General features: G+C 72.2%; 21 protein-coding genes, 1 tRNA gene and 2 pseudogenes. 18 read left to right on the plus strand and 6 right to left on the minus strand.

Annotated features, from left to right (window positions below):
* Positions 1–360 precede the first annotated feature (360 nt).
* Together AQJ64_RS18870 and AQJ64_RS18875 are read left to right on the plus strand one after the other, a co-directional pair.
* Positions 361–1,779 carry an NAD-dependent malic enzyme gene (locus tag AQJ64_RS18870; RefSeq protein WP_055638573.1) on the plus strand — a complete coding sequence of 473 codons (1,419 nt, stop codon included), beginning with the start codon at positions 361–363 and terminating at the stop codon, positions 1,777–1,779.
* A 301-nt stretch (positions 1,780–2,080) separates the two neighbouring features.
* Positions 2,081–2,362 (plus strand): HU family DNA-binding protein, encoded by a 282-nt coding sequence (locus AQJ64_RS18875; protein WP_004000874.1) that lies wholly within the window; start codon positions 2,081–2,083, stop codon positions 2,360–2,362.
* Positions 2,363–2,481: 119 nt separating this feature from the next.
* On the opposite strand, the gene murA is transcribed toward AQJ64_RS18875, so the two are convergent.
* Positions 2,482–3,828, minus strand: coding sequence for a UDP-N-acetylglucosamine 1-carboxyvinyltransferase (gene murA, locus AQJ64_RS18880; RefSeq protein WP_055638574.1), 1,347 nt, complete (start codon positions 3,826–3,828; stop codon positions 2,482–2,484).
* A 290-nt stretch (positions 3,829–4,118) separates the two neighbouring features.
* Between murA and AQJ64_RS18885 the strand changes: the two genes are divergently transcribed.
* The 9 genes and pseudogenes from AQJ64_RS18885 (at position 4,119) to AQJ64_RS18920 (ending at position 14,262) form a co-directional block, all read left to right on the plus strand.
* Complete coding sequence (locus AQJ64_RS18885) at positions 4,119–4,691, plus strand: YqgE/AlgH family protein (protein ID WP_055638575.1); 573 nt, start codon at positions 4,119–4,121, stop codon at positions 4,689–4,691.
* 29 nt (positions 4,692–4,720) lie between these two features.
* Positions 4,721–5,008, plus strand: coding sequence for a DUF3039 domain-containing protein (locus tag AQJ64_RS18890; RefSeq protein ID WP_079061778.1), 288 nt, complete (start codon positions 4,721–4,723; stop codon positions 5,006–5,008).
* Positions 5,009–5,228: 220 nt separating this feature from the next.
* Positions 5,229–5,426: pseudogene (locus tag AQJ64_RS52380) on the plus strand (carbohydrate ABC transporter permease); the annotation flags it as partial.
* Positions 5,427–5,571: 145 nt separating this feature from the next.
* Positions 5,572–7,230 carry a beta-N-acetylhexosaminidase gene (locus AQJ64_RS18900; protein WP_079061779.1) on the plus strand — a complete coding sequence of 553 codons (1,659 nt, stop codon included), beginning with the start codon at positions 5,572–5,574 and terminating at the stop codon, positions 7,228–7,230.
* A 287-nt stretch (positions 7,231–7,517) separates the two neighbouring features.
* A complete protein-coding gene (locus AQJ64_RS18905; protein WP_055639132.1) occupies positions 7,518–8,411 on the plus strand; it encodes an FAD binding domain-containing protein in 894 nt (297 codons plus the stop codon).
* Positions 8,408–10,183: a 2Fe-2S iron-sulfur cluster-binding protein gene (locus AQJ64_RS18910; protein WP_059202786.1), complete on the plus strand. Its 1,776-nt coding sequence runs from the start codon at positions 8,408–8,410 to the stop codon at positions 10,181–10,183. The genes AQJ64_RS18905 and AQJ64_RS18910 overlap by 4 nt, the downstream gene beginning before the upstream one ends.
* A complete protein-coding gene (locus AQJ64_RS18915) occupies positions 10,180–12,489 on the plus strand; it encodes a xanthine dehydrogenase family protein molybdopterin-binding subunit (protein WP_055634835.1) in 2,310 nt (769 codons plus the stop codon). Before AQJ64_RS18910 ends, AQJ64_RS18915 begins: the two co-directional genes overlap by 4 nt.
* A 156-nt stretch (positions 12,490–12,645) precedes the next feature.
* Positions 12,646–12,912, plus strand: a pseudogene (locus tag AQJ64_RS50960) (phosphotransferase); the annotation flags it as partial.
* 153 nt (positions 12,913–13,065) lie between these two features.
* Positions 13,066–14,262, plus strand: coding sequence for an SUKH-4 family immunity protein (locus tag AQJ64_RS18920; RefSeq protein WP_055634834.1), 1,197 nt, complete (start codon positions 13,066–13,068; stop codon positions 14,260–14,262).
* A 39-nt stretch (positions 14,263–14,301) separates the two neighbouring features.
* On the opposite strand, the gene AQJ64_RS18925 is transcribed toward AQJ64_RS18920, so the two are convergent.
* Together AQJ64_RS18925 and AQJ64_RS18930 are read right to left on the minus strand one after the other, a co-directional pair.
* Complete coding sequence (locus AQJ64_RS18925; protein ID WP_079061780.1) at positions 14,302–16,680, minus strand: endonuclease/exonuclease/phosphatase family protein; 2,379 nt, start codon at positions 16,678–16,680, stop codon at positions 14,302–14,304.
* Between the two features lie 265 nt (positions 16,681–16,945).
* Positions 16,946–17,017 (minus strand) — tRNA-Cys (locus AQJ64_RS18930).
* A 206-nt stretch (positions 17,018–17,223) separates the two neighbouring features.
* Between AQJ64_RS18930 and AQJ64_RS18935 the strand changes: the two genes are divergently transcribed.
* From AQJ64_RS18935 to AQJ64_RS18960, 6 genes are all read left to right on the plus strand, one after another.
* Complete coding sequence (locus tag AQJ64_RS18935; RefSeq protein WP_055634832.1) at positions 17,224–18,705, plus strand: MFS transporter; 1,482 nt, start codon at positions 17,224–17,226, stop codon at positions 18,703–18,705.
* Positions 18,706–18,797: 92 nt separating this feature from the next.
* Positions 18,798–19,058, plus strand: a complete 261-nt coding sequence (locus tag AQJ64_RS18940) for a hypothetical protein (RefSeq protein WP_244902669.1) — start codon at positions 18,798–18,800, stop codon at positions 19,056–19,058.
* The gene (locus tag AQJ64_RS18945; protein WP_059202788.1) at positions 19,055–19,453 is read left to right on the plus strand and encodes a type II toxin-antitoxin system death-on-curing family toxin; all 399 of its coding nucleotides are present in this window, start codon (positions 19,055–19,057) and stop codon (positions 19,451–19,453) included. Before AQJ64_RS18940 ends, AQJ64_RS18945 begins: the two co-directional genes overlap by 4 nt.
* A 109-nt stretch (positions 19,454–19,562) precedes the next feature.
* Complete coding sequence (locus AQJ64_RS18950; protein WP_059202789.1) at positions 19,563–21,365, plus strand: DEAD/DEAH box helicase; 1,803 nt, start codon at positions 19,563–19,565, stop codon at positions 21,363–21,365.
* A gap of 417 nt (positions 21,366–21,782) precedes the next feature.
* Positions 21,783–22,424, plus strand: coding sequence for an IclR family transcriptional regulator (locus AQJ64_RS18955; protein ID WP_059202790.1), 642 nt, complete (start codon positions 21,783–21,785; stop codon positions 22,422–22,424).
* A gap of 78 nt (positions 22,425–22,502) precedes the next feature.
* A complete protein-coding gene (locus tag AQJ64_RS18960) occupies positions 22,503–23,294 on the plus strand; it encodes a YlbL family protein (RefSeq protein WP_055638681.1) in 792 nt (263 codons plus the stop codon).
* Here the strand turns inward: AQJ64_RS18960 and AQJ64_RS18965 are convergent.
* From AQJ64_RS18965 to AQJ64_RS18975, 3 genes are read right to left on the minus strand one after another with little or no spacing between them, the layout of a single operon-like run.
* Complete coding sequence (locus tag AQJ64_RS18965; protein ID WP_055638682.1) at positions 23,284–23,478, minus strand: hypothetical protein; 195 nt, start codon at positions 23,476–23,478, stop codon at positions 23,284–23,286. The genes AQJ64_RS18960 and AQJ64_RS18965 overlap by 11 nt on opposite strands.
* 14 nt (positions 23,479–23,492) lie before the next feature.
* On the minus strand, positions 23,493–24,065 hold the full coding sequence (locus AQJ64_RS18970) for an ArsR/SmtB family transcription factor (protein WP_055638683.1): 573 nt from the start codon (positions 24,063–24,065) through the stop codon (positions 23,493–23,495).
* A gap of 51 nt (positions 24,066–24,116) precedes the next feature.
* Positions 24,117–24,611 (minus strand): Lrp/AsnC family transcriptional regulator, encoded by a 495-nt coding sequence (locus AQJ64_RS18975; RefSeq protein WP_055638686.1) that lies wholly within the window; start codon positions 24,609–24,611, stop codon positions 24,117–24,119.
* 122 nt (positions 24,612–24,733) lie between these two features.
* Here AQJ64_RS18975 and hppD point away from each other — a divergent pair, with 122 nt between their 5' ends.
* The gene (gene hppD / locus AQJ64_RS18980) at positions 24,734–25,879 is read left to right on the plus strand and encodes a 4-hydroxyphenylpyruvate dioxygenase (RefSeq protein WP_055638684.1); all 1,146 of its coding nucleotides are present in this window, start codon (positions 24,734–24,736) and stop codon (positions 25,877–25,879) included.
* Positions 25,880–25,896 lie beyond the last annotated feature (17 nt).

Raw genomic sequence — 25,896 nt, forward strand, 5'->3', positions numbered from 1 at the left:
TCCGGACGAACGTTTCCTGTGAACCGCCCCGGACGGGAATGGTGTTCGGGGATCCGTTTGTTAGCCTGGGTGTGACACCGGCTCGATCCAAGCCCCCGGGCCCAACCTTCGTCGCTACGAGCGACCACTTGCCGCGAGGCGAGCATGGCGGGTCGGTGTCATGAACGGACGGAGAGGCCCACATCCGATGTGATGTGGGCCTCTTCGCGTGCCGCCGCCCCGCGAACTCCCCCGAACTCCCCCCGAACTCCCCGCGAACAAAAGGACCGCAATCTGAGGCGACTTTCCCGTACTCATCAGTAGGTGCGACGATCGGACGGCAATCCCGCGACCCACCCAGCAGTGCAGAGGAAGTCGGCCATGGCAACGGCGCCCAGCGTCTCCTACTCGATGACGGTCCGGCTGGAGGTGCCCGCGAGCGGAACCGCGGTCTCCCAGCTCACCGGAGCCGTCGAGTCCCACGGAGGCTCGGTGACCGGCCTCGACGTCACCGCTTCCGGGCACGAGAAGCTCCGCATCGACGTCACCATCGCGGCCACCTCGACCGCGCACGCCGACGAGATCGTCGAGCAGCTCCGCCACATCGAGGGCGTCACGCTCGGCAAGGTCTCCGACCGTACGTTCCTCATGCACCTCGGCGGCAAGATCGAGATGCAGTCCAAGCACCCCATCCGCAACCGTGACGACCTCTCGATGATCTACACGCCCGGTGTGGCCCGGGTCTGCATGGCGATCGCCGAGAACCCCGAGGACGCCCGCCGCCTCACCATCAAGCGCAACTCCGTTGCGGTCGTGACGGACGGCTCGGCGGTCCTGGGCCTGGGCAACATCGGCCCCAAGGCCGCGCTGCCCGTCATGGAGGGCAAGGCGGCCCTCTTCAAGCGGTTCGCCGGCATCGACGCCTGGCCGATCTGCCTGGACACCCAGGACACCGACGCGATCGTCGAGATCGTCAAGGCCATCGCCCCGGGCTTCGCCGGTATCAACCTCGAGGACATCTCCGCCCCCCGCTGCTTCGAGATCGAGGCCCGGCTGCGCGAGGCCCTCGACATCCCCGTCTTCCACGACGACCAGCACGGCACCGCGATCGTCGTCCTCGCCGCGCTGACGAACGCCCTGCGTGTGGCGGCCAAGAGCATCGAGTCCATCCGCGTCGTGATGTCCGGCGCCGGCGCCGCCGGCACCGCCATCCTCAAGCTGCTGATCGCGGCCGGAGTGAAGAACGCGGTCGTCGCCGACATCCACGGCGTGGTGCACGCCGGCCGTGAGGACCTCGTCGACGCGGCCCCCGGCTCGGCGCTGCGCTGGATCGCCGACAACACCAACCCCGAGGGCCTCACCGGCACCCTCAAGGAGGCCGTGCGCGGCGCCGACGTCTTCATCGGCGTCTCCGCCCCGAACGTCCTCGACGGCGCCGACGTGGCCGCCATGGCCGAGGGTGCGATCGTATTCGCGCTCGCGAACCCCGACCCCGAGGTCGACCCGGCGGTCGCCCGCCAGACGGCCGCCGTGGTGGCCACCGGCCGCTCCGACTTCCCGAACCAGATCAACAACGTGCTGGTCTTCCCGGGTGTCTTCCGCGGCCTGCTGGACGCCCAGTCCCGCACCGTCAACACCGAGATGATGCTCGCGGCCGCGAAGGCCCTCGCGGATGTCGTCAGCGAAGACGAGCTGAACGCGAACTACATCATCCCGAGCGTCTTCAACGACAAGGTCGCGGGCGCGGTCGCGGGCGCCGTCCGGGACGCCGCGAAGGCGGCCGGCGCGTCGGCGTCGTAACCCCGCGCGGGAGTGGTCCTGCGGGGAACGCGGGGACTGTGAGGATCACCACGGTCCCCGTGTCCGGCGCGTCGCGGACCCCTGTCGGGGGGCTGTGTCTATCGTGGCCAGAGCCACAGGCGCGCTTCGGGTGACTCCCAAGGGTGTTCTCCCGACTCCTGCGGGTGCCGGATTGGCTTTCCCGCCGCAGGTAGGGGCAGGATGCGTCCCTGGGCGCGAGCACATCGCACTTCGCTGTGCCCGCTATGCGGCTCCGCCGCGTGGCACGCCGCAACGGCAAGAAGAACACGGGAGTAACAACATGAACCGCAGTGAGCTGGTGGCCGCGCTGGCCGACCGCGCCGAGGTGACCCGCAAGGACGCCGACGCTGTGCTGGCCGCGTTCGCCGAGGTCGTCGGCGACATCGTCTCCAAGGGCGACGAGAAGGTCACCATCCCCGGCTTCCTGACCTTCGAGCGCACCCACCGTGCCGCTCGTACCGCGCGCAACCCGCAGACCGGCGACCCGATCCAGATCCCGGCCGGCTACAGCGTGAAGGTCTCCGCGGGCTCGAAGCTCAAGGAAGCGGCCAAGGGCAAGTAAGCCTCCGTCGCACGCGTCGTACGCAAAGGGGTGCGTACGAGGCTCGGCAACGCCGATGGGGCGGCACCCGGACTCTCGGGTGCCGCCCCATCGCCGTACTGCCGGCCGGCCGCCGCCGGCTAGCCGAGCGCCTTGCCCGGCAGCTCGACCTTCGCGCCCAGCTCCACCAGCTTCTCCATGAAGTTCTCGTAGCCGCGGTTGATCAGGTCGATGCCGTGGACACGGGAGGTGCCCTGGGCCGCGAGGGCGGCGATCAGGTAGGAGAAGCCGCCGCGCAGGTCGGGGATGACCAGGTCGGCGCCCTGGAGCTTGGTGGGGCCGGAGACCACCGCGGAGTGCAGGAAGTTGCGCTGGCCGAAGCGGCAGTCGGAGCCGCCCAGGCACTCGCGGTAGAGCTGGATGTGGGCGCCCATCTGGTTCAGGGCCGAGGTGAAGCCCAGCCGGGACTCGTAGACCGTCTCGTGGACGATCGACAGACCCGTGGCCTGCGTCAGCGCGACCACCAGGGGCTGCTGCCAGTCGGTCTGGAAGCCCGGGTGCACGTCCGTCTCCAGCGCGATGGACTTCAGCTGGCCGCCGGGGTGCCAGAAGCGGATGCCCTCGTCGTCGATCTCGAAGGCACCGCCCACCTTCCGGTAGGTGTTCAGGAACGTCATCATCGAGCGCTGCTGGGCGCCGCGGACGTAGATGTCGCCCTCGGTCGCCAGCGCCGCCGACGCCCAGGACGCGGCCTCGAGACGGTCCGACAGCGCGCGGTGGGTGTAGCCGCCGAGCTTGTCCACACCGGTGATGCGGATCGTGCGGTCGGTGTCGATCGCGATGATCGAGCCCATCTTCTGCAGGACGCAGATCAGGTCCTCGATCTCCGGCTCGACCGCCGCGTTGGACAGCTCGGTGACGCCCTCCGCGAGGACGGCCGTCAGCAGCACCTGCTCGGTCGCGCCGACCGACGGGTACGGCAGCCGGATCTTCGTGCCGCGCAGCCGCCGCGGCGCCTCCAGGTACTGCCCGTCCGCCCGCTTCTCGATCGTCGCGCCGAACTGCCGCAGCACCTCGAAGTGGAAGTCGATGGGCCGGCCGCCGATGTCGCACCCGCCGAGGCCGGGGATGAAGGCGTGGCCGAGACGGTGCAGCAGCGGACCGCACAGGAGGATCGGGATACGGCTCGAGCCCGCGTGGGCATCGATGTCGGCGACGTTCGCGCTCTCCACATAGGTCGGGTCGAGCACCAGCTCACCCGGCTCCTCACCCGGACGGACCGTCACCCCGTGCAGTTGCAGCAGGCCGCGTACGACCCGCACGTCACGGATGTCCGGAACGTTGCGCAGCCGACTCGGCTCACTGCCCAGCAGGGCGGCGACCATGGCCTTCGGTACGAGGTTCTTCGCACCGCGGACACGGATCTCGCCCTCGAGCGGGGTTCCGCCGTGGACAAGCAGTACGTCGTCAGAGCCGTTGACGGTCATGTATCTCGCGTTCCATGGGTGGTGGACTGGGACAGGGGCCGATGGATCGGGGCAAGGGCCAGAGCAGACAGGGTAATCGCCACCGGGGCCCCTCAAGTAAGCCCGAGGACGACCCAGGAAGGTCATAGCTGTGTCACAACACGAACCGTTCCGCGACGGGTACGTGCGGTCACCGTGAAGGCCCCTTCCTGTTCGTGCGCCCGGACCGCATCCGTGCGCCCGACCTGCCCCTCGCCCGTCTGTCCGCATTGCCTCCCCACTTCACGGGAAGATGCGGGATCATGTCTGGCATGACCGAGGTGTCCTCGCTCACAGGGCGGCTGCTCGTGGCCACACCCGCCCTGGCGGACCCGAACTTCGACCGTGCGGTGGTGCTCCTTCTCGACCACGACGAGGAGGGTTCCCTCGGTGTCGTCCTCAACCGTCCGACCCCCGTCGGCGTGGGCGACATCCTGGAGGGCTGGGCCGACCTCACCGGGGAACCGGGCGTGGTCTTCCAGGGCGGCCCGGTCTCCCTCGACTCCGCGCTGGGCGTCGCCGTCATCCCCGGCGACTCCTCGGGCGAGCGCGGCCCGCTCGGCTGGCGCCGGGTGCACGGCGCGATCGGCCTCGTCGACCTGGAGGCCCCGCCGGAACTCCTCGCCTCGGCCCTCGGCTCCCTGCGGATCTTCGCCGGATACGCCGGCTGGGGCCCCGGCCAGCTGGAGGACGAACTGGTCGAGGGCGCCTGGTACGTCGTCGAGTCCGAACCCGGCGACGTCTCCTCCCCGTCCCCGGAAAGGCTCTGGCGCGAGGTCCTGCGCCGCCAGCGCAGCGAACTCGCGATGGTGGCGACGTACCCGGACGACCCTTCGCTCAACTGATCCCTGTGACCTTCAGTACCCTTGGGCGCATGAGCACTCTTGAGCCCGAGCGCGGTACTGGTACGGGGACCCTCGTAGAGCCGACGCCACAGGTGTCGCACGGCGACGGTGACCACGAGCGCTTCGCGCACTATGTCCAGAAGGACAAGATCATGGCGAGCGCCCTCGACGGCACGCCCGTCGTGGCGCTGTGCGGCAAGGTGTGGGTGCCCGGCCGCGACCCGAAGAAGTATCCCGTGTGCCCGATGTGCAAGGAGATCTTCGAGTCGATGGGTATCGGCGGCGGCGACGACAAGGGTGGCAAGGGCGGCAAGTAGCCTTCCGGCCCTTCTGTATCTCCGAGGCCCCCGGGGGCGCGTTTCGGCGCGCCTCGGGGGCCTTTGTCGTGTCACGGAGTGGTGGAGACCCCTTGTGGTCGTGTTCATGGGGTCCGTAGGCTTCCGGATGTTGCGCACCATGAAATTGTGATTGCGCATGTTGCAACGCGACGCCTTGGCGGAGGCACCCCTCATGAAGCACCGACGGCAGGACGGGCACTCCTTCCGGCGGGTGTTCGGGTGGCAGGAATTCGGCCGTCACTTCCTCGATCACTTCCTCGATCACTTCCTCGGCGGCCGGCTGATCGCGTTTCTCGCCGCGATCGCCGGGACCCGATTCCGGTTTCGCTTCCGGACCGCCTTGCCGATCATGTTCCTGGTGGCCCGGACGGTGCCCGAGGAGGCGCTGACGATCCCCCGCACATCGCCTTCCAGCCGCCCTTCGCGACCTCGACGGGGTGAGCCGTACGCGCTTTCTGCGACGGATTCTTTTCGCCCCGCAACGACTTCCTCTCCGCCGAGTCGACCGTCATCAGCGGCACTTCGCAAGGTAAAGGACTGACGTGACTTCTCCGACGGATCTCATTCCCGCGCCCCGCGCCGTGGAGGGGCCCATGCGCTGCGGTGTCGTGTTCGACGACGCCACCACGCTGTGGGCCGGGCCCGGCACGGGGACCACCGAGCGCTGGCTGCGCTCCACCCTGGGCGCCGCCTTCGGGCTGGCCCTGCCGCCCGGCCCCGAGGGCGCCCGAGACTCCGTCCGACTGCTCCTGGACGACACGCTGGAGCCGGAGGCGTACCGGCTGAGCGTCGTCGCGAACCGGGGGGCCGAGATCCGCGGCGGAGGCCCGGCCGGTGTCTTCTGGGGCGCCCAGACGCTGCGTCAGCTCCTCGGCCGCCACGCCTTCCGGCGCGCCCCCGTGCGCCCCGGCATCCGCTACGGCATCCCGCACCAGATCATCGAGGACGGCCCCCGCTTCCGCTGGCGTGGTCTCATGCTCGACGTCGCCCGGCACTTCATGCCCAAGGAAGGCGTCCTGCGCTACCTGGACCTGATGGCGGCGCACAAACTGAACGTCTTCCACTTCCATCTGACGGACGACCAGGGCTGGCGGATCGAGATCAAGAGGTATCCCCGGCTGACCGAGGCCGGCTCCTGGCGGGCCCGCACGAAATTCGGCCATCGCGCCTCACCTCTGTGGGACGAGAAGCCGCACGGTGGCTTCTACACCCAGGACGACATCCGGGAGATCGTGGCGTACGCCGCCGAGCGGCATATCGCCGTCGTCCCCGAAATCGACGTACCGGGCCACTCGCAGGCCGCGATCGCCGCGTATCCGGAACTCGGCAACACCGACGTCATCGACACCACCCGCCTCTCCGTCTGGGACACCTGGGGCATCAACCCGAACGTACTCGCCCCCACTGACAACACCCTGCGCTTCTACGAGGGGGTGTTCGAGGAAGTCCTGGAGCTGTTCCCGGCGGACGCCGTCCCGTTCCCGGGGCTCTCGGGGTTCGTCCACATCGGCGGCGACGAATGTCCCAAGGACCAGTGGCGGCGGTCGCCCGCCGCGCAGGCCCGGATGAAGGAACTCGGGCTGGCCGACGAGGAGGCGCTGCAGTCCTGGTTCGTCCGGCACTTCGACACCTGGCTGTCCGCGCGCGGGCGCCGGCTGATCGGCTGGGACGAGATCCTGGAGGGCGGGCTCGCGCCCGGTGCCGCCGTGTCGTCCTGGCGCGGCTACGCGGGCGGGACCGCCGCCGCGCGCGCGGGCCACGACGTCGTCATGTGCCCCGAGCAGCAGGTCTACCTCGACCACCGGCAGGACGGCGGACCGGACGAGCCGGTGCCCATCGGGTACGTCCGCACCCTGGAGGACGTCTACCGGTTCGAGCCCGTTCCGCAGGAGTTCACACCCGAGGAGAGGGCGCACGTGCTCGGCACGCAGGCCAACCTGTGGACCGAGGTGATGGAGGACCACGCGCGCGTGGACTACCAGGCGTTCCCCCGGCTCGCGGCGTTCGCCGAGGTCGCCTGGAGCGCCCTGCCCGCCCCCGGGGAACGGGACTTCGCCGACTTCGAGCGGCGGATGGAGGCCCACTACGGCCGGCTCGACGCCCTCGGGGTCGGCTACCGCCCGCCGGAGGGGCCCCGGCCGTGGCAGCGGCGCCCCGGCGTCCTCGGCCGCCCGATCGACGGCCCCCCGCCGCACCGGTAGCCGCGAGGGCCCTGCCGCGTGCCCTCCCCCCTGTCCCCGCGTCGTCCCCCGCGTCCCCGCGTCACGGAAAAACCCGGCAGGGTCACCGAAGAGTGGCAATTCACGCGCACCGGTGATGCCGTACGAAAACGGACCATCTCCTCGGTGAGGTGGGCGAATGCCTCCTAGCGGACCCCCGTCTTCGGGTGTTGCGAACATGTGCCAGAGTTGCCACGTCCGCCCTGTCAGCACGTACCGTACGGCGCACAGGTGGGACCACGTGGGGCAGCGGGAAGGGGCAGCCGGTTTTGAGCACGCACGCACCGCAGGCGGCGCAGGCCGTCACGCTGCCGACGACGCTGGACGAGGCGGTGGCGGCCCTCGCGGCCATGCCCGCCGCCGTGCCCGTGGCCGGCGGCACCGACCTGATGGCCGCCGTCAACTCGGGACAGCTCCGGCCCGCCGGGCTGGTCGGCCTCGGCCGGATCAGCGAGATCCGCGGCTGGCAGTACCAGGACGGTCACGCGCTGCTCGGCGCCGGGCTCACGCACGCGCGCATGGGCCGCCCCGACTTCGCCGCGCTGATCCCGGCACTCGCCGCCGCCGCGCGCGCCGCGGGCCCGCCGCAGATCCGCAACGCGGGCACCCTGGGCGGCAACATCGCCAGCGCGGCCCCCACCGGTGACGCGCTGCCCGTGCTGGCCGCGCTGGAGGCGACCCTGATCATCGCGGGCCAGGGCGGAGCCCGCCGGGAGATCCCGGTGTCGCACCTGCTGGCCGGCGTGGACATGCTGCGCGGCGGCGAGCTGATCGCGTACGTGCGCGTGCCGCTGCTGCACGCCCCGCAGGTCTTCCTGAAGGCGACCGGCCGCACCGGCCCGGGCCGCGCCGCCGCCTCCGTCGCGGTGGTCCTCGACCCCGCCCGGCGCGGCGTCCGGTGCGCCGTGGGCGCCATAGCGCCGATGCCGCTGCGGCCCCTCGACGCCGAGCAGTGGGTCGCCCGGCTCATCGACTGGGACAACAACCGCACGATCGTCCCGGAGGCGCTGACCGCGTTCGGCGAGTACGTCGCCGCCGCCTGCATCCCGGACCCGACGCCGGGCGTGGACGGTTCCGTACCGGAACTGCCGCCCGCCGTACTGCACCTGCGGCGCACCGTCGCCGCGCTGGCCCGACGAGCACTGGGGAGGGCGCTGTCGTGACCGACGACCAGCACGGAGAGGGCGCGCAGCCCCGGAGCGGCGGCCGCTGGGACCCGCTGCCCCAGGGCGACTACGACGACGGGGCCACCGCGTTCGTCAAGCTCCCCGAGGGCGGCATCGACGCGCTCCTGGCCGCCGACAGCCCGCTCGCCGCGCCCGGTCACGGGTATGTGCCGCCGCAGATAGCGGCCGCGCCCCCCGCGACGGACGGCACCTGGGCGGCCCCGGCCGGCGCCACCGAGTGGCCCGCGCCGCAGCTGCCGCCGGAGACCTCCGGCGGCGACCGGTTCACGTACAACCCGGGCTCGACCGGCCAGTGGAGCTTCACCGACACCTCGGCCGGCCCGGCGGGACCGCACGCGCCGGGCCCGGGCCACGACGTGACCGGCCAGTGGTCGATCCCGGTGGCCGGCGGCGATCTGCCCGACGAGTCGGGCGAGTTCACCACGTCGGCCCTGGTCGAGCAGTGGGGCGGCACCCCGCCGGCCACCCTGCCGGGCGGCGCCGCCGCGCCCTGGGCGACCGGCTCCACCAACGGCGCGGGCCAGAACTGGGCCCAGCAGGCGCAGCACGCCGACCTCCAGGAGACCGGCCGTCCCGACACCCCCGCGTTCGGGCACGCGCCGGAGCCGGGCGCGTCGCACGACACGGCGCACGAGAGCGCGTACGGGCTGGCCGACGACGCGGCGCACGGCACGAGCCACACGCCCGCGTACGGCACCGTCCACCCGCCCGCGCCCGACGTCCGGCACACCCCTGCGCACGGCGTCGAGCACACGCCCCCGCACGGGGTGGACCACGCCGCGGCGCACACCCTCGACCACGCGCCCGCGGACTCCGCGCCGTCCTCGGCCGACGCGTCCGGCCCGACCGCCCCCGCCGAGGACGCCGTAGAGGCCGTCGAGGCCGTAGAGGCCCTGGAGGACGTCTCCGAGGCCGAGGGGACCGCCGGGGCCCCCGGAGGCGCCCGCGGTGCCCACGAGCCCGCAGAGGCCGCTCAGAGCGCCGCCGAGCCCCCCGCCGGACACGACCCGGACGCCGGTCCCCCCGGCTCCGCCGACCCGGCCGGCCACGCGCACGGGGACGCCGCCGACGACACCGAAGCGGCGCCCGAGGAGTTCCCCCCGCCCCCGGCGGAGGAACACCCCCTCGCCTCCTACGTCCTGCGCGTCAACGGTTCCGACCGGCCCGTCACCGACGCCTGGATCGGCGAGTCGCTGCTCTACGTCCTGCGTGAGCGCCTCGGCCTCGCGGGCGCCAAGGACGGCTGCTCCCAGGGCGAGTGCGGGGCCTGCAACGTCCAGGTCGACGGACGGCTCGTCGCCTCCTGCCTGGTCCCGGCCGTCACCACCGCCGGCAGCGAGATCCGCACCGTCGAGGGCCTCGCCGTCGACGGGCAGCCCTCCGACGTGCAGCGGGCGCTCGCCCGGTGCGGGGCCGTGCAGTGCGGTTTCTGCGTGCCCGGCATGGCGATGACCGTGCACGACCTGCTGGAGGGCAACCCCGCGCCCACCGAGCTGGAGACCCGCCAGGCCCTGTGCGGCAACCTGTGCCGCTGCTCCGGCTACAAGGGTGTCCTGCGGGCCGTGAAGGACGTCGTCGCCGAGCGCGAGGCCCAGGCCGAGGCGGACGCGGACGGCGACGAGGCACGTATCCCGCACCAGGCGGGCCCGGGCGCCGGCGGCGTCCACCCGTCGGCGTTCGAGAACCCGGCACAGCCCCACCCGCACGACCCCGTGTACGGACAGGGCCAGGACGGAGGCCAGGCGTGAGCAACGAAGCAGCCACCGTGACGACCACCGCGGAGGCCGCCCCGGGCCCCGAGCCGATCCCGCACGGCCTCGGTGCCTCCCTGCAGCCCGCCGACGCGCGCGCCAAGACGGAGGGCACCTTCCCGTACGCCGCCGACCTGTGGGCCGAGGGCCTGCTGTGGGCGGCCGTGCTGCGCTCCCCGCACCCGCGCGCGCGGATCGTGTCGATCGACACCTCCCACGCGCGCGAGATGCCCGGCGTGCGCGCCGTCGTCACCCACGAGGACGTCCCCGGCAGCCCGGTGCACGGCCGCGGCAAGGCCGACCGGCCCGTGTTCGCCTCCGAGGTCGTACGCCATCACGGCGAGCCCATCGCGGCCGTCGCCGCCGACCACCCGGACACCGCGCGGATGGCCGCCGCGGCCGTCATCGTCGAGTACGAGGTGCTCGACCCGGTGACCGACCCCGAGCTGGCGTTCGAGGCCGACGCGCTGCACCCCGACGGCAACCTGATCCGGCACATCCCGCTGCACCACGGCGACCAGAGCGCGGCCGGCGAGATCGTCGTCGAGGGCCAGTACCGCATCGGCCGCGCCGACCCCGCCCCCATCGGCGCCGAGGCCGGACTCGCCGTGCCCCGCCCCGACGGCGGCGTCGAGCTCTATCTGGCCTCCACCGACCCGCACACCGACCGCGACACCGCCGCGGCCGTCTACGGCCTGGCACCCGATCGGGTGAAGATCGTCGTCACCGGGGTGCCGGGCGCGACGGCCGACCGCGAGGACCAGGGCTTCCAGCTCCCGCTCGGTCTGCTGGCCCTGAAGACCGGCTGCCCGGTGAAGCTCACGGCGACCCGCGAGGAGTCCTTCCTCGGCCACGTCCACCGCCACCCGACGCTGCTGCGCTACCGCCACCACGCCGACGCCGAGGGCCGGCTGATCAAGGTCGAGGCCCAGATCCTGCTGGACGCGGGCGCCTACGCCGACACCTCCGCCGAGGCGCTCGCCGCCGCCGTCTCCTTCGCCTGCGGCCCGTACGTCGTCCCGAACGCCTTCATCGAGGGCTGGGCCGTGCGCACCAACAACCCCCCGTCGGGCCATGTGCGCGGCGAGGGCGCGATGCAGGTGTGCGCCGCCTACGAGGCGCAGATGGACAAGCTGGCGAAGAGACTCGGGCTCGACCCGGCCGAGCTGCGGATGCGCAACGTCATGGCGACCGGCGACGTCCTGCCCACCGGCCAGACCGTGACCTGCCCGGCGCCGGTCGCCGAACTCCTCCAGGCCGTCCGGGAGTACCCGCTGCCGCCGCTCCCCAAGGACACCCCCGAGGAGGAGTGGCTGCTGCCCGGCGGCCCCGAGGGCGCGGGCGAACCGGGCGCGGTGCGCCGGGGCGTGGGCTACGGCCTCGGCATGGTGCACATGCTCGGCGCGGAGGGCGCCGACGAGGTCTCCACGGCGACCGTGAAGGTCCAGGACGGCGTCGCGACGGTCCTGTGCGCGGCGGTGGAGACCGGCCAGGGCTTCACCACCCTGGCCCGCCAGATCGTCCAGGAGACCCTCGGCATCGAAGAGGTGCACGTCGCGCCCGTGGACACCGACCAGCCCCCCGCCGGCGCGGGCTGCCGGGGCCGGCACACCTGGGTCTCCGGCGGCGCGGTGGAACGCGCGGCCAGGATGGTCCGCACCCAGCTCCTGCAACCCCTCGCGCACAAGTTCGGCATGTCCACCGAGCTGCTGCAGATCACCGACGGCAAGATCACCTCGTACGACGGCGTGCTGTCGACGACGGTCGCCGAGGAACTGCACGGCAAGGAGCTGTGGGCGACGGCCCAGTGCCGCCCGCACCCGACCGAGCCGCTGGACGGCGCGGGCCAGGGCGACGCGTTCGTGGGCATGGCGTTCTGCGCGGTCCGCGCGGTCGTCGACGTCGACATCGAGATCGGTTCGGTGCGGGTCGTGGAACTGGCGGTCGCCCAGGACGTCGGCCGGATCCTCAACCCGGCGCAGCTCGCGGCGAGGATCGAGGCGGGCGTCACCCAGGGCGTGGGCATCGCGCTCACCGAGAACCTGCGCACCCCGCGCGGTCTGATCCGCCACCCCGACCTCACCGGCTACGCCCTCCCCACGGCTCTCGACGCCCCGGACATCCGGATCGTCAGACTCGTCGAGGAACGGGACGTGGTCGCCCCCTTCGGGGCGAAGGCGGCCAGCGCGGTCCCGGTGGTGACGTCCCCGGCGGCCATCGCGTCCGCCGTGCGCGCCGCGACGGGCCGCCCCGTCAACCGCCTCCCGATCCGCCCCCAGGCCGCGGTGGTGACGGGCCAGTGAGCGATCCGCAGCGCTACGAACCCCCGCCGAGCGTGGGCAAACTGCTGCTGTGGATCCTGGTGTTCGCGGTGGCGGCGCTGGCCGTGGTGCTGGGCGGCGTCTACCTCACGTGACGGGCTTCCCGGAGCGAAGGGCGTCGTCCTCGTCACCGGAGTGATGGCGTCCGGGAAGTCCACGGTCGCCGAGGCGCCGGTGGCACGGCTGCCGAGGGCCGCCCCTGTGCGCGGGGACGCCTTCCGCCGGACGATCGTCTCCGGCCGTCGTGCCGGACGTGGTCCTCGGCCCCGCCCTGCCGGCCTACGTCGGACTCGTCCGCGCCCGCCCGCTGCACGTGGCCGTCCGGGCGCCGGACCCGACGGCGGTGGCCGCCGGGAGGCCGGCCGGGACAAGACCGGGTACGGGGTGGTCGAGGCGATTCCGGCGGGAAGGGAACGCGCCAGGGTGGTTTGACGTCTCTTCAGTGTGGGCTGCTGCTGCCGCCCGGGGCGTCGTCGCAGGTCGGGGCCATTGTCAGTGGGCCCGCGTAGGCTGCGGAGCAGTGGGACGGCGCACGCACCTTTCACGCACGGGGGACCGATGAGCACGGCCAGGAGCACCACCACGATCGTTTTCACCGATGACGAGCTGAACCCCTACGTCACGCACGCCGCGACGCGCCGCTGGCTGACCGGGCCCGGACTGCCGGGCGAGGGCGGCCTGCTGACGTTCGAGGCGCTGCGCACGGACGGCCTGCGCACGGTCGCCGACTCCACCGGCGACCCCGAGGGCCGGCTGGCGGCGGAGCTGCGCGACCGCCTGGTGATAGGCGGCATCCTGGGCACCGACGGCCGCGAGCGGGAGTCCGTCCTGCTGGACGGCACGACGGGCGAGATCTCCACGACGTACTTCCTGCACGACCGCCCCGACCTGATGGACACCCGCCCCCTGGCGCCCTCCCTGGAGAAGCTGCTGCGCTTCGCGACCGCTGTCGACGAACTCGCCGCCCTGCGCGGCCAGTTCGCCTCCTACGCGGGCCGGCTGGGCCCGCAGGCGGTCGCCGAGGCGAGCCGGCAGCTCCTCGCCGTGTTCGAGGAGGGGGCGGCCGGCGACGGGACCGGCCTCTTCTGGAAGCTGGCCGCCGTGATCCGCCCGCTCGCCCTGGTGGCCGGCCCCGGCACCGCGTCCGGACTGGCCCTGGACCTGCCGCCCCGCCTCCTGGAGGACGAGTTCGGCGGCGGCGAGGTCGCCCGCTTCGAGGACGTCGACTGCCCGAAGGCCCTCACCCACGCCCCGACCCGCCGTTTCCTGCGCGAGGTGGGCCTGCCGGAGGAGGTCGTCTGGTTCTCGCTGGAGACGGACATGCCGTTGCAGACCCTCGCCGAGTACTGCGCCGACGCCTACGAGGGCGTCCTCACCGACGAGCGGCTCCCGCTGAACGCGGACCGGCTGATCCGCCTCGGCCATCTCCTCGAGGACACCAGCCTGGTCGTCGACGGCGACTCGGGCGCGGTGCTCAGCTGGAGCGAGCCCGACCTCGCCCTGCGCCCGCTCAACGCCGATGTCTCCACCCTGGCGTTCACCCTCTGGCTGATACGCCGGGAGAAGGCCCTGGACGCGGTCCACGACCTCACCGAGGCCTACGACCAGCTCGCCGAGACGATGTGCCGCACCCTGGCCGCCGTCGACCCGGTCGCCTGCGACCCGACCCCGAACACCCCCACCGACGACGGCTGGCGCTACTGGCCGGGGATGTTCGAGGACGAGCCGGGCGGCGGACTCTGCGCCGACGTCTAGACCCTTCCAGGCCCTGGCTTCAGGCCCTGGCGACAGGCCCTAGTGGCGGCACCCGGTGACGTCGATCCGCACGATCTGCGGGTCGTGGTCGCTGGCCTGGTCGGCGAACTCGGCGTTGAGGTGCACCACGTCGTAGTCGTAGCGGGTGACGGCCGGGCTCGTCAGGATGTGGTCCAGGGTCTGCGAGTTGCCGTCGTACACATAGGTGTAGCGCTCGGCGGCCGGCAGGGTGGTGATCAGCGGGGTGAGGACCTTGCCGTCGGTGAGCGTGCCGACGGTCCGGGAGAACTCGTAGTCGTTGAGGTCGCCGAGGACCACCGCCTTGGCGTTCTTGTCGGCGGCGAGCAGCGACTTCACGAAGGTGTTCACCTCGGCCGCCTGCGCCTGACGCTGGGTCTCGGAGCTTCGGGCCGGCGGCTGGTAGCGGCCGTGCAGGGGCTGGTCGCCGCCCTTGGAGGTGAAGTGGTTGGCGATCACGAACACGGACTCGCCGTGGAAGACGAACTCACCGACCAGCGGCTTGCGGCTGCTGCTCCAGGCGTCGCTCGTCGGGTCGATCCGGCCGGGGGAGTAGGTGAGGTGCACCCCCTTGCGTGACTTCACCACGCTCGTGCCCGTGGTCGCGTCCCCGCCGGCCCGGTCGGTGAAGGAGACGCGCTTGGGGTTGAACAGGAAGACCTGACGGATGTTGCCGCCGGGCTCGCCGCCGTCCTGGTCGTTGGTGGGGGCGATGTAGCGCCACCGGTAGCGGGGGCCGCCGGCCGCGCGGATGGCGTCGGTGAAGCGGGTGAGGGTGGCCTCGGAGGTGACCGTGCCGTCGTCCGTGGCGCCGTTGTCGTCCTGGATCTCCTCCAGGGCGACGATGTCGGGCGAGCTGAGGTTGACCGCGACGCCCTGGGCGAGCCGGTCGAACTTCGTCTGGTCGTCCAGCGCGTCCAGGTTCTCCACGTTGTAGGTGGCGACGGCCAGCTCGTCGCCCTTCTGGCGGCGGGTCACCTCCTGCTTCAGCCCGTGGTCGACGCGGGTTCCGAGCTGGGTGGCCTGGACGTTGTAGCCGCCGTAGGTGGAGTAGTCGAGGGGGCCGGCGGTGGTGCCGGACAGCTCGTCACCGACGTCGGCGGCCGGGGAGGCGGCGGTGTCGAGCGACATCACCTCGATCCGCCCGGTGTTCGGCTGGTCGTAGGAGGAGTACAGGGTGCCGCCGCGCACGGTCGGGTTCTCGTCGGGCTTGACGGTCACCCACATCTCGCCGTACGAGTTGGCGGCGCCGACGACCCGCGCGTCGGAGAACGCGACCCGCATGCCCTCGTTCGCCTCGTAGAAGTCCTGGGCGTACACGCCCGGTTCGAGGGCGAGGGACTCGATGCTGCCGCCGCCGGCGGTGGGGATGTAGGCGGACGGCACGCTCGTGGCGTCCAGGGTCACGGCGGCGGGCAGGGCGTTGCCGCTGGACAGCACGGTCGCCGTAGGACCGGTGAGCTCGGTGACGGACTGGCTGGTGCTGCTCGGGTAGTACTCGCTGACCTTGCCGCTGACCAGCACCGAGTCACCGACCGCGACGGTGGGGGTGACGGAGCCGGTGTAGACGAACACACCCTCGCTGGTGCGGGGGTCGGAGTCGGCGGCCGGGTCCTGGATCCAGTACCCCTTGGACCCGGAGGTCCGGACGCCGGTGACGATGCCCGGGACCCGGGTGACGGTCTGTCCGGCGAGCGGGGAGAGACGGGTGGTGCCCTGGATGTCGTGGATGCGGACGGTGCCCGGCTGGGTGGGGTCGTCGCCCCCGCCACCCCCGTCACCGTCGCCCGAACCGGGGGTCTGCCCCGCCGAGTTGACGGGGGAGGGCGCCCCGGCGGTGAGGTCGGCGGCGTTGTCGTCGGTGTCGGCGAGGGAGGTGCCGCGGGCCACGGAGGCGGTGTTGGAGGCCCCGGTGACCGGCCCGCTGCCCTCCCGGACGACCGCCGTGCCGTACCCCACGAGGTCCACGATCCGGCTGTCGGCGGCGCAGTCGGCGGCGGTCTTGCAGGTCAGCGCGGTCGTACCGGACACCAGCGCGAGGGTGCCGCTGGTGGCGCTCATGGCGATGGTGCCGGTGGCGTCGGCGGTCGGCAGGGCGGTCGTCCCCCCGGACCCCGCAGCCTCGGCGACGAGGAACCGCCCGCCCGGCGCGACGGACCCGCTGAGCGTGGTCACCTGCCACGTCGAGGAGGAGGACGGCGAACCGGGCAGGTACTGCACGCTGTACCCGCTCAGGTCGTAGGCCGCCGACCCCGCGTTGCCGAGTTCGACGAAGTCCCGGGTCAGGGTCGCCCCCGAGTTGCCGCCACCGCCGTACACCTCGGAGATCACCGCCGAGGCGGACGGCGTCGCGTACGCGGCGGGGAGGGAGATGATGGCGAACGTACTGGCCACACCCACGGATATCAGGGTGTTGACGCTGCGGCGGGGTCTGCTCCCCGCGGTTCTGGACACGCTGGCGGTCTCCTCGTACGTCGTCGGTACGGCCGGGTTCGTGCATGCTGTGGGGGTCGGCTCAAGTTACGCGCGTAGAGGAAGGGTCGCCAAGGGGGCGGAGGTTAAATCCGGGGAACAGTAAGGGGTTTGGGCACCGGGTACGGCGGCCGAAGGACCGACGGCCGTAGGGCCGGCCACTGGCAAGTGGCCGGCCCTACGGCGGTGTGGGAGGCCGTGGCGGGAATTGAACCCACGTACCTCGCTTTGCAGGCGAGTCCCTAAGCCACTCGGGCACACGGCCGGGTCGGGAGCGGGAGGTCGAGGCCCGTTCCGTCGCGGTGAGATGACCGTACGGGCGGGGCGGAGGGCGGCTCAAGGGGGACGGCGGCGCTGCAACGAGGCTGCCATGCTGCGTTCACGAACCGGGGGGCGTACGACCAAGGAGGGAGACGGAGGTCCGTCTTCTGACAGGGGTCAATGTCAGTGGCGGACCTTACGCTTGCGGGCATGACAGCCCTGGAACCCCGCGACGCCGGTGTCGCAGACGAGTGTGTGAGTCCTGGTGCGTCCGAGGGGGAGCGTGTGCTCGGGCGGGCCTACCGGGCGCTCACCGTCGGGATCGTCTCCGTGGTGCTGCTCATCGCGTTCGAGGCCACGGCCGTGGGCACCGCCATGCCCGTCGCGGCCCGGGAACTCGGCGGGGTGTCGTTGTACGCCTTCGCGTTCTCCGGGTACTTCACCACCAGTCTGTTCGGGATGGTCCTCGCCGGGCAGTGGTCGGACCGGCGGGGGCCGCTGGGCGCGTTGGGGAGCGGGATCGCGGCCTTCGGGGCCGGGCTGGTGGTGTCGGGGACCGCCGGGAGCATGTGGGTGTTCATCCTCGGACGGGCCGTGCAGGGCCTCGGCGGCGGGCTGGTCATCGTCGCCCTGTACGTGGTCGTCGGGCGGGCGTATCCGGAGCGGTTGCGGCCGGCCATCATGGCCGCCTTCGCCGCGTGCTGGGTCGTACCGTCCATCGTCGGGCCGCTCGCGGCGGGGACCGTGACCGAGCAGCTCGGGTGGCGGTGGGTGTTCCTCGGGATACCCGTACTGGTTCTGCCGCCGCTGGCGCTCGCGCTGCCGCAGATACGGCGGCGGGCCGGTGGAGCCGTGGGGGAGGGGCCCGAGCCCTCCTTCGACCGGCGGCGGATCCGGCTCGCCCTGATGATCTCCCTCGGGGCCGGACTGCTCCAGTACGCCGCCCAGGAGCTGCGGCCCCTCTCCCTCCTCCCGCTCGCGGCCGGGCTCGCGCTGCTCGTGCCCGCCGTGCTCGGGCTGCTGCCGCGCGGGACCTGGCGGGCGGCCCGCGGGCTGCCGTCCGTGGTGCTGCTGCGCGGGCTCGCCGCGGGGGCCTTCATCTCCGCCGAGTCCTTCGTCCCGCTGATGCTGGTCACCGAGCGGGGGCTGAGCCCGACCCTCGCCGGGTTCTCGCTCGCGGCCGCCGGCGGGACCTGGGCGCTGGGCTCGTGGGTGCAGACCCGGGCCTGGGCGGAGCCGTACCGGGAGCGGCTGATGACGGCCGGGATGGTGCTGGTCGCCGCGGCCATCGCCACCGCGCCCAGTGTGCTCGTGCACTCCGTGCCCGCCTGGACCGTGGCCGTCGCCTGGGGGATCGGGTGCTTCGGGATGGGGCTGGTGATCTCCTCCACCAGCGTGCTGCTGCTGAAGCTGTCCGCGCCCGAGGAGGCCGGCGCCAACTCGGCCGCGCTGCAGATCTCGGACGGCCTGTCCAACGCGCTGCTGCTCGCGGCCGGCGGTGCGGCCTTCGCGGCGCTCGGCGGCGGAAGCGTCGCGCACACGGCCGCCACGGCCGGGGGTTCCGCCGCGGGGTCCTCGCATCCGGCGGCCTTCGCCGCCGTCTTCCTGCCGATGGCCGTCGTGGCCCTGATCGGGGGATGGGTGACCACACGACTGCACGAGCGGCGCTCCGCGCGGCCGGCGGCGGCTTGAGCGCCGCCCCTGCGCGGCCGACGGCGCCCCGGCGAACCCCCGCACCCAAAACCCCTCGCTTCTCCGCCCCGCCCCTTCCTACCCTCACCTTCATGCAGCCCCTCATCCCGGTCCCGGCGCCCGCCCCGGTCCCCGTCCCGCCCCCGGCCCGGACCACCGTGCTCTCGCTCCCCCTCGACCCCGACCTCCATCGCGCCCTCGCGGACCTCGCGGACGCCACCGGGTGCGGGCCGGAGGACATCGTGCTGGACGCCGTACGTGCGCGGCTGTGCGCGGAGGGGGCCCGGGTGCGGGAGGTCGCCGAGACGCTGGCCGGAGCCCACGCCGAGTTGTTGCGGAGGCTCGGGGAATGACCGCGCGGCCCACCGGAGCGTCCACGAGGCATCTCACCGTGGCCGAGGTGACCGACATCGCCCGGATCGCCTTCGGCGGCCGGGCCCCCGAGGCCCGTGCGCCGGGGCTGCTCGCCTCCGCCGTGCACCGGCCACGGGCCCGGATGTTCGGCACCGTCGCCTACGACGACCTCCACGAGCAGGCCGCCGCGCTGCTGCACGCCCTCGCCACGAACCACCCCCTCGTGGACGGCAACAAACGCGCCGCCTGGCTCGCCGCGGTGACCTTTCTCGCCCTGCACGGCGTGGACCTCGCCGGCTGCGACCAGGAGGCGGCGTACGACCTGGTCATCGATGTCGCCTCCGGCGCGGAGGCCGAGATCGGGGTGATCGCGCAGCGGCTGCGGAAGCTGTGACGTGGGTCCCACCCTGCGCCGCCCCGGCCCGGTTCGAGCGTTGCCGGTCCCGGGCCGCCGGTAGGGTGGCCCGGTTGTCATAGCCGCCCGACCCCCGAACCCGGAGACCGTGACTACCACCGCCGCCACCTCCACCTCGCACTCCCACCACCTCTCTCCCGCCTTCCCGGGCCGCGCCCCCTGGGGTACCGCCAGCAAACTGCGGGCCTGGCAGCAGGGGGCGATGGAGAAGTACATCCAGGAGCAGCCGCGCGACTTCCTCGCCGTCGCCACCCCCGGCGCCGGCAAGACGACCTTCGCGCTGACCCTCGCCTCCTGGTTGCTGCACCACCACGTCGTGCAGCAGGTGACCGTGGTCGCGCCGACCGAGCATCTGAAGAAGCAGTGGGCGGAGGCGGCCGCGCGGATAGGGATCCGGCTCGACCCCGAGTACAGCGCCGGGCCGCTCAGCAAGGACTACCACGGCGTCGCGGTGACGTACGCGGGTGTCGGCGTACGGCCGATGCTGCACCGCAACCGCAGCGAGCAGCGCAAGACCCTCGTCATCCTCGACGAGATCCATCACGCCGGTGACTCCAAGTCCTGGGGCGAGGCGTGCCTGGAGGCCTTCGAGCCGGCCACCCGCCGTCTCGCGCTGACCGGTACGCCCTTCCGGTCCGACACCAACCCGATCCCCTTCGTGACGTACGAGGAGGGGACCGACGGGATCCGGCGGTCCTCCGCCGACTACACCTACGGCTACGGCTCCGCGCTCGCCGACCATGTCGTGCGGCCGGTCATCTTCCTCTCCTACAGCGGCAACATGCGCTGGCGGACCAAGGCCGGTGACGAGATCGCGGCGCGGCTCGGCGAGCCGATGACCAAGGACGCGATCAGCCAGGCGTGGCGTACGGCCCTGGATCCGCGCGGTGAGTGGATGCCGAGCGTGCTGCGCGCCGCCGACCAGCGGCTCACCGAGGTCAGGAAGTCGATCCCGGACGCGGGCGCGCTCGTCATCGCCTCCGACCAGGACTCGGCGCGGGCGTACGCCAAGCTGATCCGGGAGATCACCGGCAGCAAGGCGACCCTGGTGCTCTCCGACGACGCCGGCGCCTCCGGCCGGATCGACGACTTCAGCGGCAGCACCGACCGGTGGATGGTCGCGGTGCGGATGGTGTCCGAGGGCGTCGACGTGCCCCGGCTCGCCGTCGGGGTGTACGCGACGACCATCTCGACCCCTCTCTTCTTCGCGCAGGCCGTCGGGCGTTTCGTACGGTCGCGGCGGCGCGGCGAGACCGCGTCCGTGTTCCTGCCGACCGTGCCCGATCTGCTGGGCTTCGCCAACGAGATGGAGGTCGAGCGCGACCACGCCCTCGACAAGCCCAGGAAGGAGGGCGAGGAGGACCCGTACGCCGAGGAGGAGAAGCTCCTCCAGGAGGCGGAGAAGCAGCAGGACGAGGACACCGGCGAGCAGGAGCAGTTCGCCTTCGAGGCGCTGGAGTCCGAGGCCGTCTTCGACCGGGTCATGTACAACGGGGCCGAGTTCGGGATGCAGGCCCACCCGGGGAGCGAGGAGGAGCAGGACTACCTCGGCATCCCGGGACTCCTGGAGCCCGACCAGGTGCAGATGCTGCTCCAGAAGCGGCAGGCGAAGCAGATCGCGCACAGCAGGAAGAGGCCCGACACCGAGGCCGACCTGCTGGAGCTGCCGGCCGAGCGGCGGCCGGTGGTCTCGCACAAGGAGCTGATGGAGCTGCGCAAGCAGCTCAACACGATGGTCGGCGCGTACGTCCACCAGAGCGGCAAACCGCACGGGGTGATCCACACCGAGCTGCGGCGCGTGTGCGGCGGACCGCCGAGCGCGGAGGCGACGGCGGGACAGTTGCGGCAGCGCATCGCCAAGGTCCAGGAGTGGGCCACCCGCATGAAGTGAGGCGCGCTCCCGGCGGGCTCCGGCGGGCTCCGGTGGGCTCCGGCGGGCTCCGGCGGGTGTGCGGCCGGTGTGCGGCGCTTGCTCGGCGGGTGTTCGGCGGGTGTTCGGCGGGTGTTCGGCGGCCTTCCCACGGTCCGACATATCACGGCAAAAGTGCGGCAAATGCTACTAGTCCATACCGGCCATTGACCGGATTCTGGACGTTCTCTTCCGCTCAGCGAACCTGCTTCGCTACTGTCCCGCTACGCACACGCCCCGTGGCAGCGCCGCCGCGGAGCGCAGCCGTGAAGCGACCGGGCCCGGACATGCCGGGCCCCTCTGCCGATCGGCGGCCTCTCAAGCGCGTCACTGACGGGACTCGGTGACGCATCCGCCGCGACGGGGACCGCCGACCTCACCACTGAAGGAGTGGGCGTCGTGACCGCGGAGACTTCCCAGACGCTCGACCGGGGACTGAAGGTCCTCAAACTGCTGGCCGACACCGACCACGGGCTGACCGTCACCGAGCTCTCCCAGAAACTGGGCGTGAACCGGACCGTCGTGTACCGGCTGCTCGCCACGCTGGAGCAGCATGCTCTCGTACGCCGTGATCTGGGCGGACGAGCCCGGGTCGGCCTCGGGGTGCTGAGGCTGGGCCGCCAGGTGCATCCGCTGGTCCGGGAGGCGGCGCTGCCCGCGCTGCGGTCGCTGGCCGAGGACATAGGGGCGACCGCCCATCTGACGCTGGTGGACGGGGCGGACGCGCTGGCCGTGGCCGTCGTCGAGCCGTCGTGGACGGACTATCACGTGGCGTACCGGGCCGGGTTCCGGCATCCGCTGGACCGGGGGGCCGCGGGGCGGGCGATTCTCGCCGCGCGGCAGAGACTGGCCGGGGAGCCGGGGTACACGCTGACGCACGGGGAACTGGAGGCGGGGGCGAGCGGGGCCGCGGCGCCGCTGCTCGGGGTGACCGGGGTCGAGGGCAGCGTGGGTGTGGTGATGCTGGCGGACGCGGTGCCGGAGCGGGTGGGGCCGAGGGTGGTGGACGCGGCCCGGGAGGTGGCGGAGGCGCTGCGCTGACGCCCGCGGGGCGATGGAGCGCCCGGTGGCGCGTACCTGCGCGGCGGTGTACACACCCTCGCCGGTTACATTGACCCCGTGCTCTCTCGTCTCACGCGTTTCCAGGCCGTCGCCGTCTGTGCTGTGCCCCTCGCGGGGCTTCTCGCGGCGGCGGTGTTCGCGCCGCTGCCGTTCTCGGTGGCGCAGCCCGGGATGACGGCCAACGTACTGGGCGAGAACCAGGGCACCGAGGTGATCACGATCTCCGGCGCGCCCACCCGGGACACCTCGGGGCAGTTGCGGATGACGACGATCGAGGCGACCGGCCCCGACGCCGACGTCCGGCTCGGCGATGTGATCGACGGCTGGTTCCGCACCGACCAGGCGATCATGCCGCGCGACTCGGTCTACCCCAGCGGGCAGTCCACCAAGGAGATCGAGCAGCACAACACCGAGCAGATGGAGGAGTCCCAGGACGCGGCCACCGAGGCCGCCCTGCGCTACCTCGACCGTACGGACGACGGCATCAAGGTCACGCTGAAGCTGTCCGACGTCGGCGGTCCGAGCGCGGGGCTGCTGTTCTCGCTGGGCATCGTCGACAAGCTCGACGGCAACGGCGACGGCGGCGATCTCACCGGCGGCCGCACGATCGCCGGTACGGGCACCATCGACGCGGCCGGGACGGTCGGCGCGGTCGGGGGTGTCTCCCTGAAGACGCAGGCCGCCCGCCGGGACGGGGCGACCGTCTTCCTGGTGCCCAAGGACGAGTGCGGCGACGCCAAGTCGGAGCTGCCCAAGGGACTCCGGCTGATTCCGGTGACCACCCTCAAGGGCGCGGTGAACGCGCTCACCGCCCTGGAGGGCGGCAAGGGGTCCGTGCCTAGCTGCTAGGCGCCAGGGCGGCCGGCTCCGGTGTGGCCAGCCGCAGTCCCACCTCGACGAGGGTCCAGCCGAGCCGGGCGCGCAGGGCACGGGGGTGCCCGGCCGCCGACGTGGCGAGACGGTGGGCCGCGGCTGAGGCGTGCAGTTCGGCGGCGCGGGTGTGGTGGAGGGCGAGGTGCGTCTCCGGGTGCATGGGGTGGTCGCCTTTCACTGCGGGGGGCTGGGGAAGAGGTGCGTGTGGATGCGGACTGTCTGGGCGCCCGGGGTGTCCTCGGGCAGGGGGCGGTAGCTCTCGATCAGCTCGTGCATCTTCTGGATGAGTTCGCGGGCCGTCTCGGGGGTGAGTCGTCCGCTGAAGTCGCTCAGATCGCTCGCGCTGTCCCATTCCTCGGGGTACGCGTGCCGGTTGCCGAGCCAGGTGGTGAGCTCCTGCGTGTGGATGTTGGCGACCTCGTAGCCGAACGCGGCTGCTGCGCCCCGCACTTCGGGGTCGGGGTCCCGCAGCAGCGTCTCGTCGAACATCAGGCTCTGGTCCACCGCCTGCCACCAGCGCTCGCGCCCCTTGCCCTGCTCCGGCGCGTCCTCGACGAAGCCGTGCGTGGCGAGCTGGCGCAGGTGGTAGCTGGTCGAACCGCTCGACTCGCCCAGTTTCGCAGCCAGTTGGGAGGCGGTGGCGGGCCCGTCGCGGCGCAGCGCGGCGAGCAGTTGCATCCGGAGGGGATGGGCGAGGCCCCGCAGGGATCGGGCGTCCAGATGCCGGGAGGTCGCTTCATCGGGCATGCGTGCAAAAGTATCGTTGCAAAGAACCCTTTGCAACACCTTCTTTGTAACTCACCCGAGCCGCGGGCGCGCCTCGGCCCCCTCCGAAGCCGCCTGCTCCACCAGCGGGATGATCCGCAACGGCACCGCGTTCTCCATCACGATCGCCGTCGACGCCCGGACGATCCCCTCGAATCCGACGACCCGGTCGATGACCCGCTGGAGATCGGCGTTGGAGCGGGCCACCAGCCGGCACAGCATGTCCCCGCTGCCGGTGGTGGTGTGCAGCTCCAGGACCTCGGGGACGGTCGCGAGGTGGGCCCGTACGTCCGGTCCCTGCCCCTGGCGGATCTGGAGGGTGGCGAAGGCCGTCACCGGGTAGCCGATGGCCGCCGGGTCCACCTCCGGCCCGAAGCCCCGGATGACCCCGTTCGACTGGAGCCGGTCCAGGCGGGCCTGCACGGTCCCCCGGGCCACCCCCAGCCGCCGGGACATCTCCAGCACCCCGATCCTCGGCTCCCGTGCCAGCAGCACGATGATCCGCCCGTCCAGATGATCGATCGCCACGCCCGCCTCCCAGATGGTCACCCTGTACGGAAAGCCCGCCGAAACCCTCGTACCGCTGAACAGATTGTCCAGCGGAAAAGCGAAGTGTTGCGCACCTTGCGCCCCGGAGTGAGGCTTCCGCTATGACGCAGACCACACACCACGCTCCCGAGACCGCCCGGCAGGCCGATCCCTTCCCGGTCAGGGGAATGGACGCGGTCGTCTTCGCCGTGGGCAACGCCAAACAGGCGGCGCACTACTACTCCACCGCCTTCGGCATGAAACTGGTCGCCTACGCGGGCCCGGAGACCGGCAGCCGTGAGACCGCGTCGTACGTGCTCACCAACGGCTCGGCCCGGTTCGTCCTCACCTCCGTCGTCAAGCCGGCCACCACCTGGGGCCACTTCCTCGCCCGGCACGTGGCCGAGCACGGCGACGGTGTCGTCGACCTCGCCGTCGAGGTCCCGGACGCCCGCGCCGCGTACGCCTACGCGATCGAGCACGGCGCCCGGTCCGTCGCCGAGCCGTACGAGCTGAAGGACGAGCACGGCACGGTCGTCCTCGCCGCGATCGCCACCTACGGCGAGACCCGCCACACCCTCGTCGACCGCACCGGCTACGACGGCCCCTACCTCCCGGGCTTCGTCCCCGCCGACCCGATCGTCGAGCCGCCCGCGCAGCGCACCTTCCAGGCGATCGACCACTGCGTCGGCAACGTCGAACTCGGCCGGATGAACGAATGGGTCGGCTTCTACAACAAGGTCATGGGCTTCACGAACATGAAGGAGTTCGTGGGCGACGACATCGCGACCGAGTACAGCGCGCTGATGTCGAAGGTCGTCGCCGACGGGACGCTGAAGGTCAAGTTCCCGATCAACGAGCCCGCGATCGCCAAGAAGAAGTCGCAGATCGACGAGTACCTGGAGTTCTACGGCGGCGCGGGCGTCCAGCACATCGCGCTCAACACCAACGACATCGTGCGGACGGTCCGCACCATGCGCGCGGCCGGGGTCCGCTTCCTCGACACCCCGGACTCGTACTACGACACCCTCGGCGAATGGGTCGGCGACACCCGGGTGCCGGTGGAGACCCTGCGCGAGCTGAAGATCCTCGCCGACCGCGACGAGGACGGATACCTCCTCCAGATCTTCACCAAGCCGGTGCAGGACCGCCCTACGGTGTTCTTCGAGATCATCGAGCGCCACGGATCGATGGGCTTCGGCAAGGGCAACTTCAAGGCCCTGTTCGAGGCGATCGAGCGTGAGCAGGCGAAGCGGGGCAACCTGTAACAGCGACAGGCCCCCGC

Origin of the sequence: Streptomyces griseoruber (assembly GCF_001514205.1) — a bacterium.
Classification (GTDB): Bacteria; Actinomycetota; Actinomycetes; order Streptomycetales; family Streptomycetaceae; genus Streptomyces; species Streptomyces griseoruber.

What these genes read in the sequence shown, in the direction of transcription:
- AQJ64_RS18870 (WP_055638573.1), top strand. Translation starts at nt 361, where the DNA reads ATGGCAACGGCGCCCAGCGTCTCCTACTCGATGACGGTCCGGCTGGAG.
- AQJ64_RS18875 (WP_004000874.1), top strand. Translation starts at nt 2,081, where the DNA reads ATGAACCGCAGTGAGCTGGTGGCCGCGCTGGCCGACCGCGCCGAGGTG.
- murA (WP_055638574.1), bottom strand. Translation starts at nt 3,828, where the DNA reads ATGACCGTCAACGGCTCTGACGACGTACTGCTTGTCCACGGCGGAACC.
- AQJ64_RS18885 (WP_055638575.1), top strand. Translation starts at nt 4,119, where the DNA reads ATGACCGAGGTGTCCTCGCTCACAGGGCGGCTGCTCGTGGCCACACCC.
- AQJ64_RS18890 (WP_079061778.1), top strand. Translation starts at nt 4,721, where the DNA reads ATGAGCACTCTTGAGCCCGAGCGCGGTACTGGTACGGGGACCCTCGTA.
- AQJ64_RS18920 (WP_055634834.1), top strand. Translation starts at nt 13,066, where the DNA reads ATGAGCACGGCCAGGAGCACCACCACGATCGTTTTCACCGATGACGAG.
- AQJ64_RS18935 (WP_055634832.1), top strand. Translation starts at nt 17,224, where the DNA reads ATGACAGCCCTGGAACCCCGCGACGCCGGTGTCGCAGACGAGTGTGTG.
- AQJ64_RS18940 (WP_244902669.1), top strand. Translation starts at nt 18,798, where the DNA reads ATGCAGCCCCTCATCCCGGTCCCGGCGCCCGCCCCGGTCCCCGTCCCG.
- AQJ64_RS18945 (WP_059202788.1), top strand. Translation starts at nt 19,055, where the DNA reads ATGACCGCGCGGCCCACCGGAGCGTCCACGAGGCATCTCACCGTGGCC.
- AQJ64_RS18965 (WP_055638682.1), bottom strand. Translation starts at nt 23,478, where the DNA reads ATGCACCCGGAGACGCACCTCGCCCTCCACCACACCCGCGCCGCCGAA.
- AQJ64_RS18970 (WP_055638683.1), bottom strand. Translation starts at nt 24,065, where the DNA reads ATGCCCGATGAAGCGACCTCCCGGCATCTGGACGCCCGATCCCTGCGG.
- hppD (WP_055638684.1), top strand. Translation starts at nt 24,734, where the DNA reads ATGACGCAGACCACACACCACGCTCCCGAGACCGCCCGGCAGGCCGAT.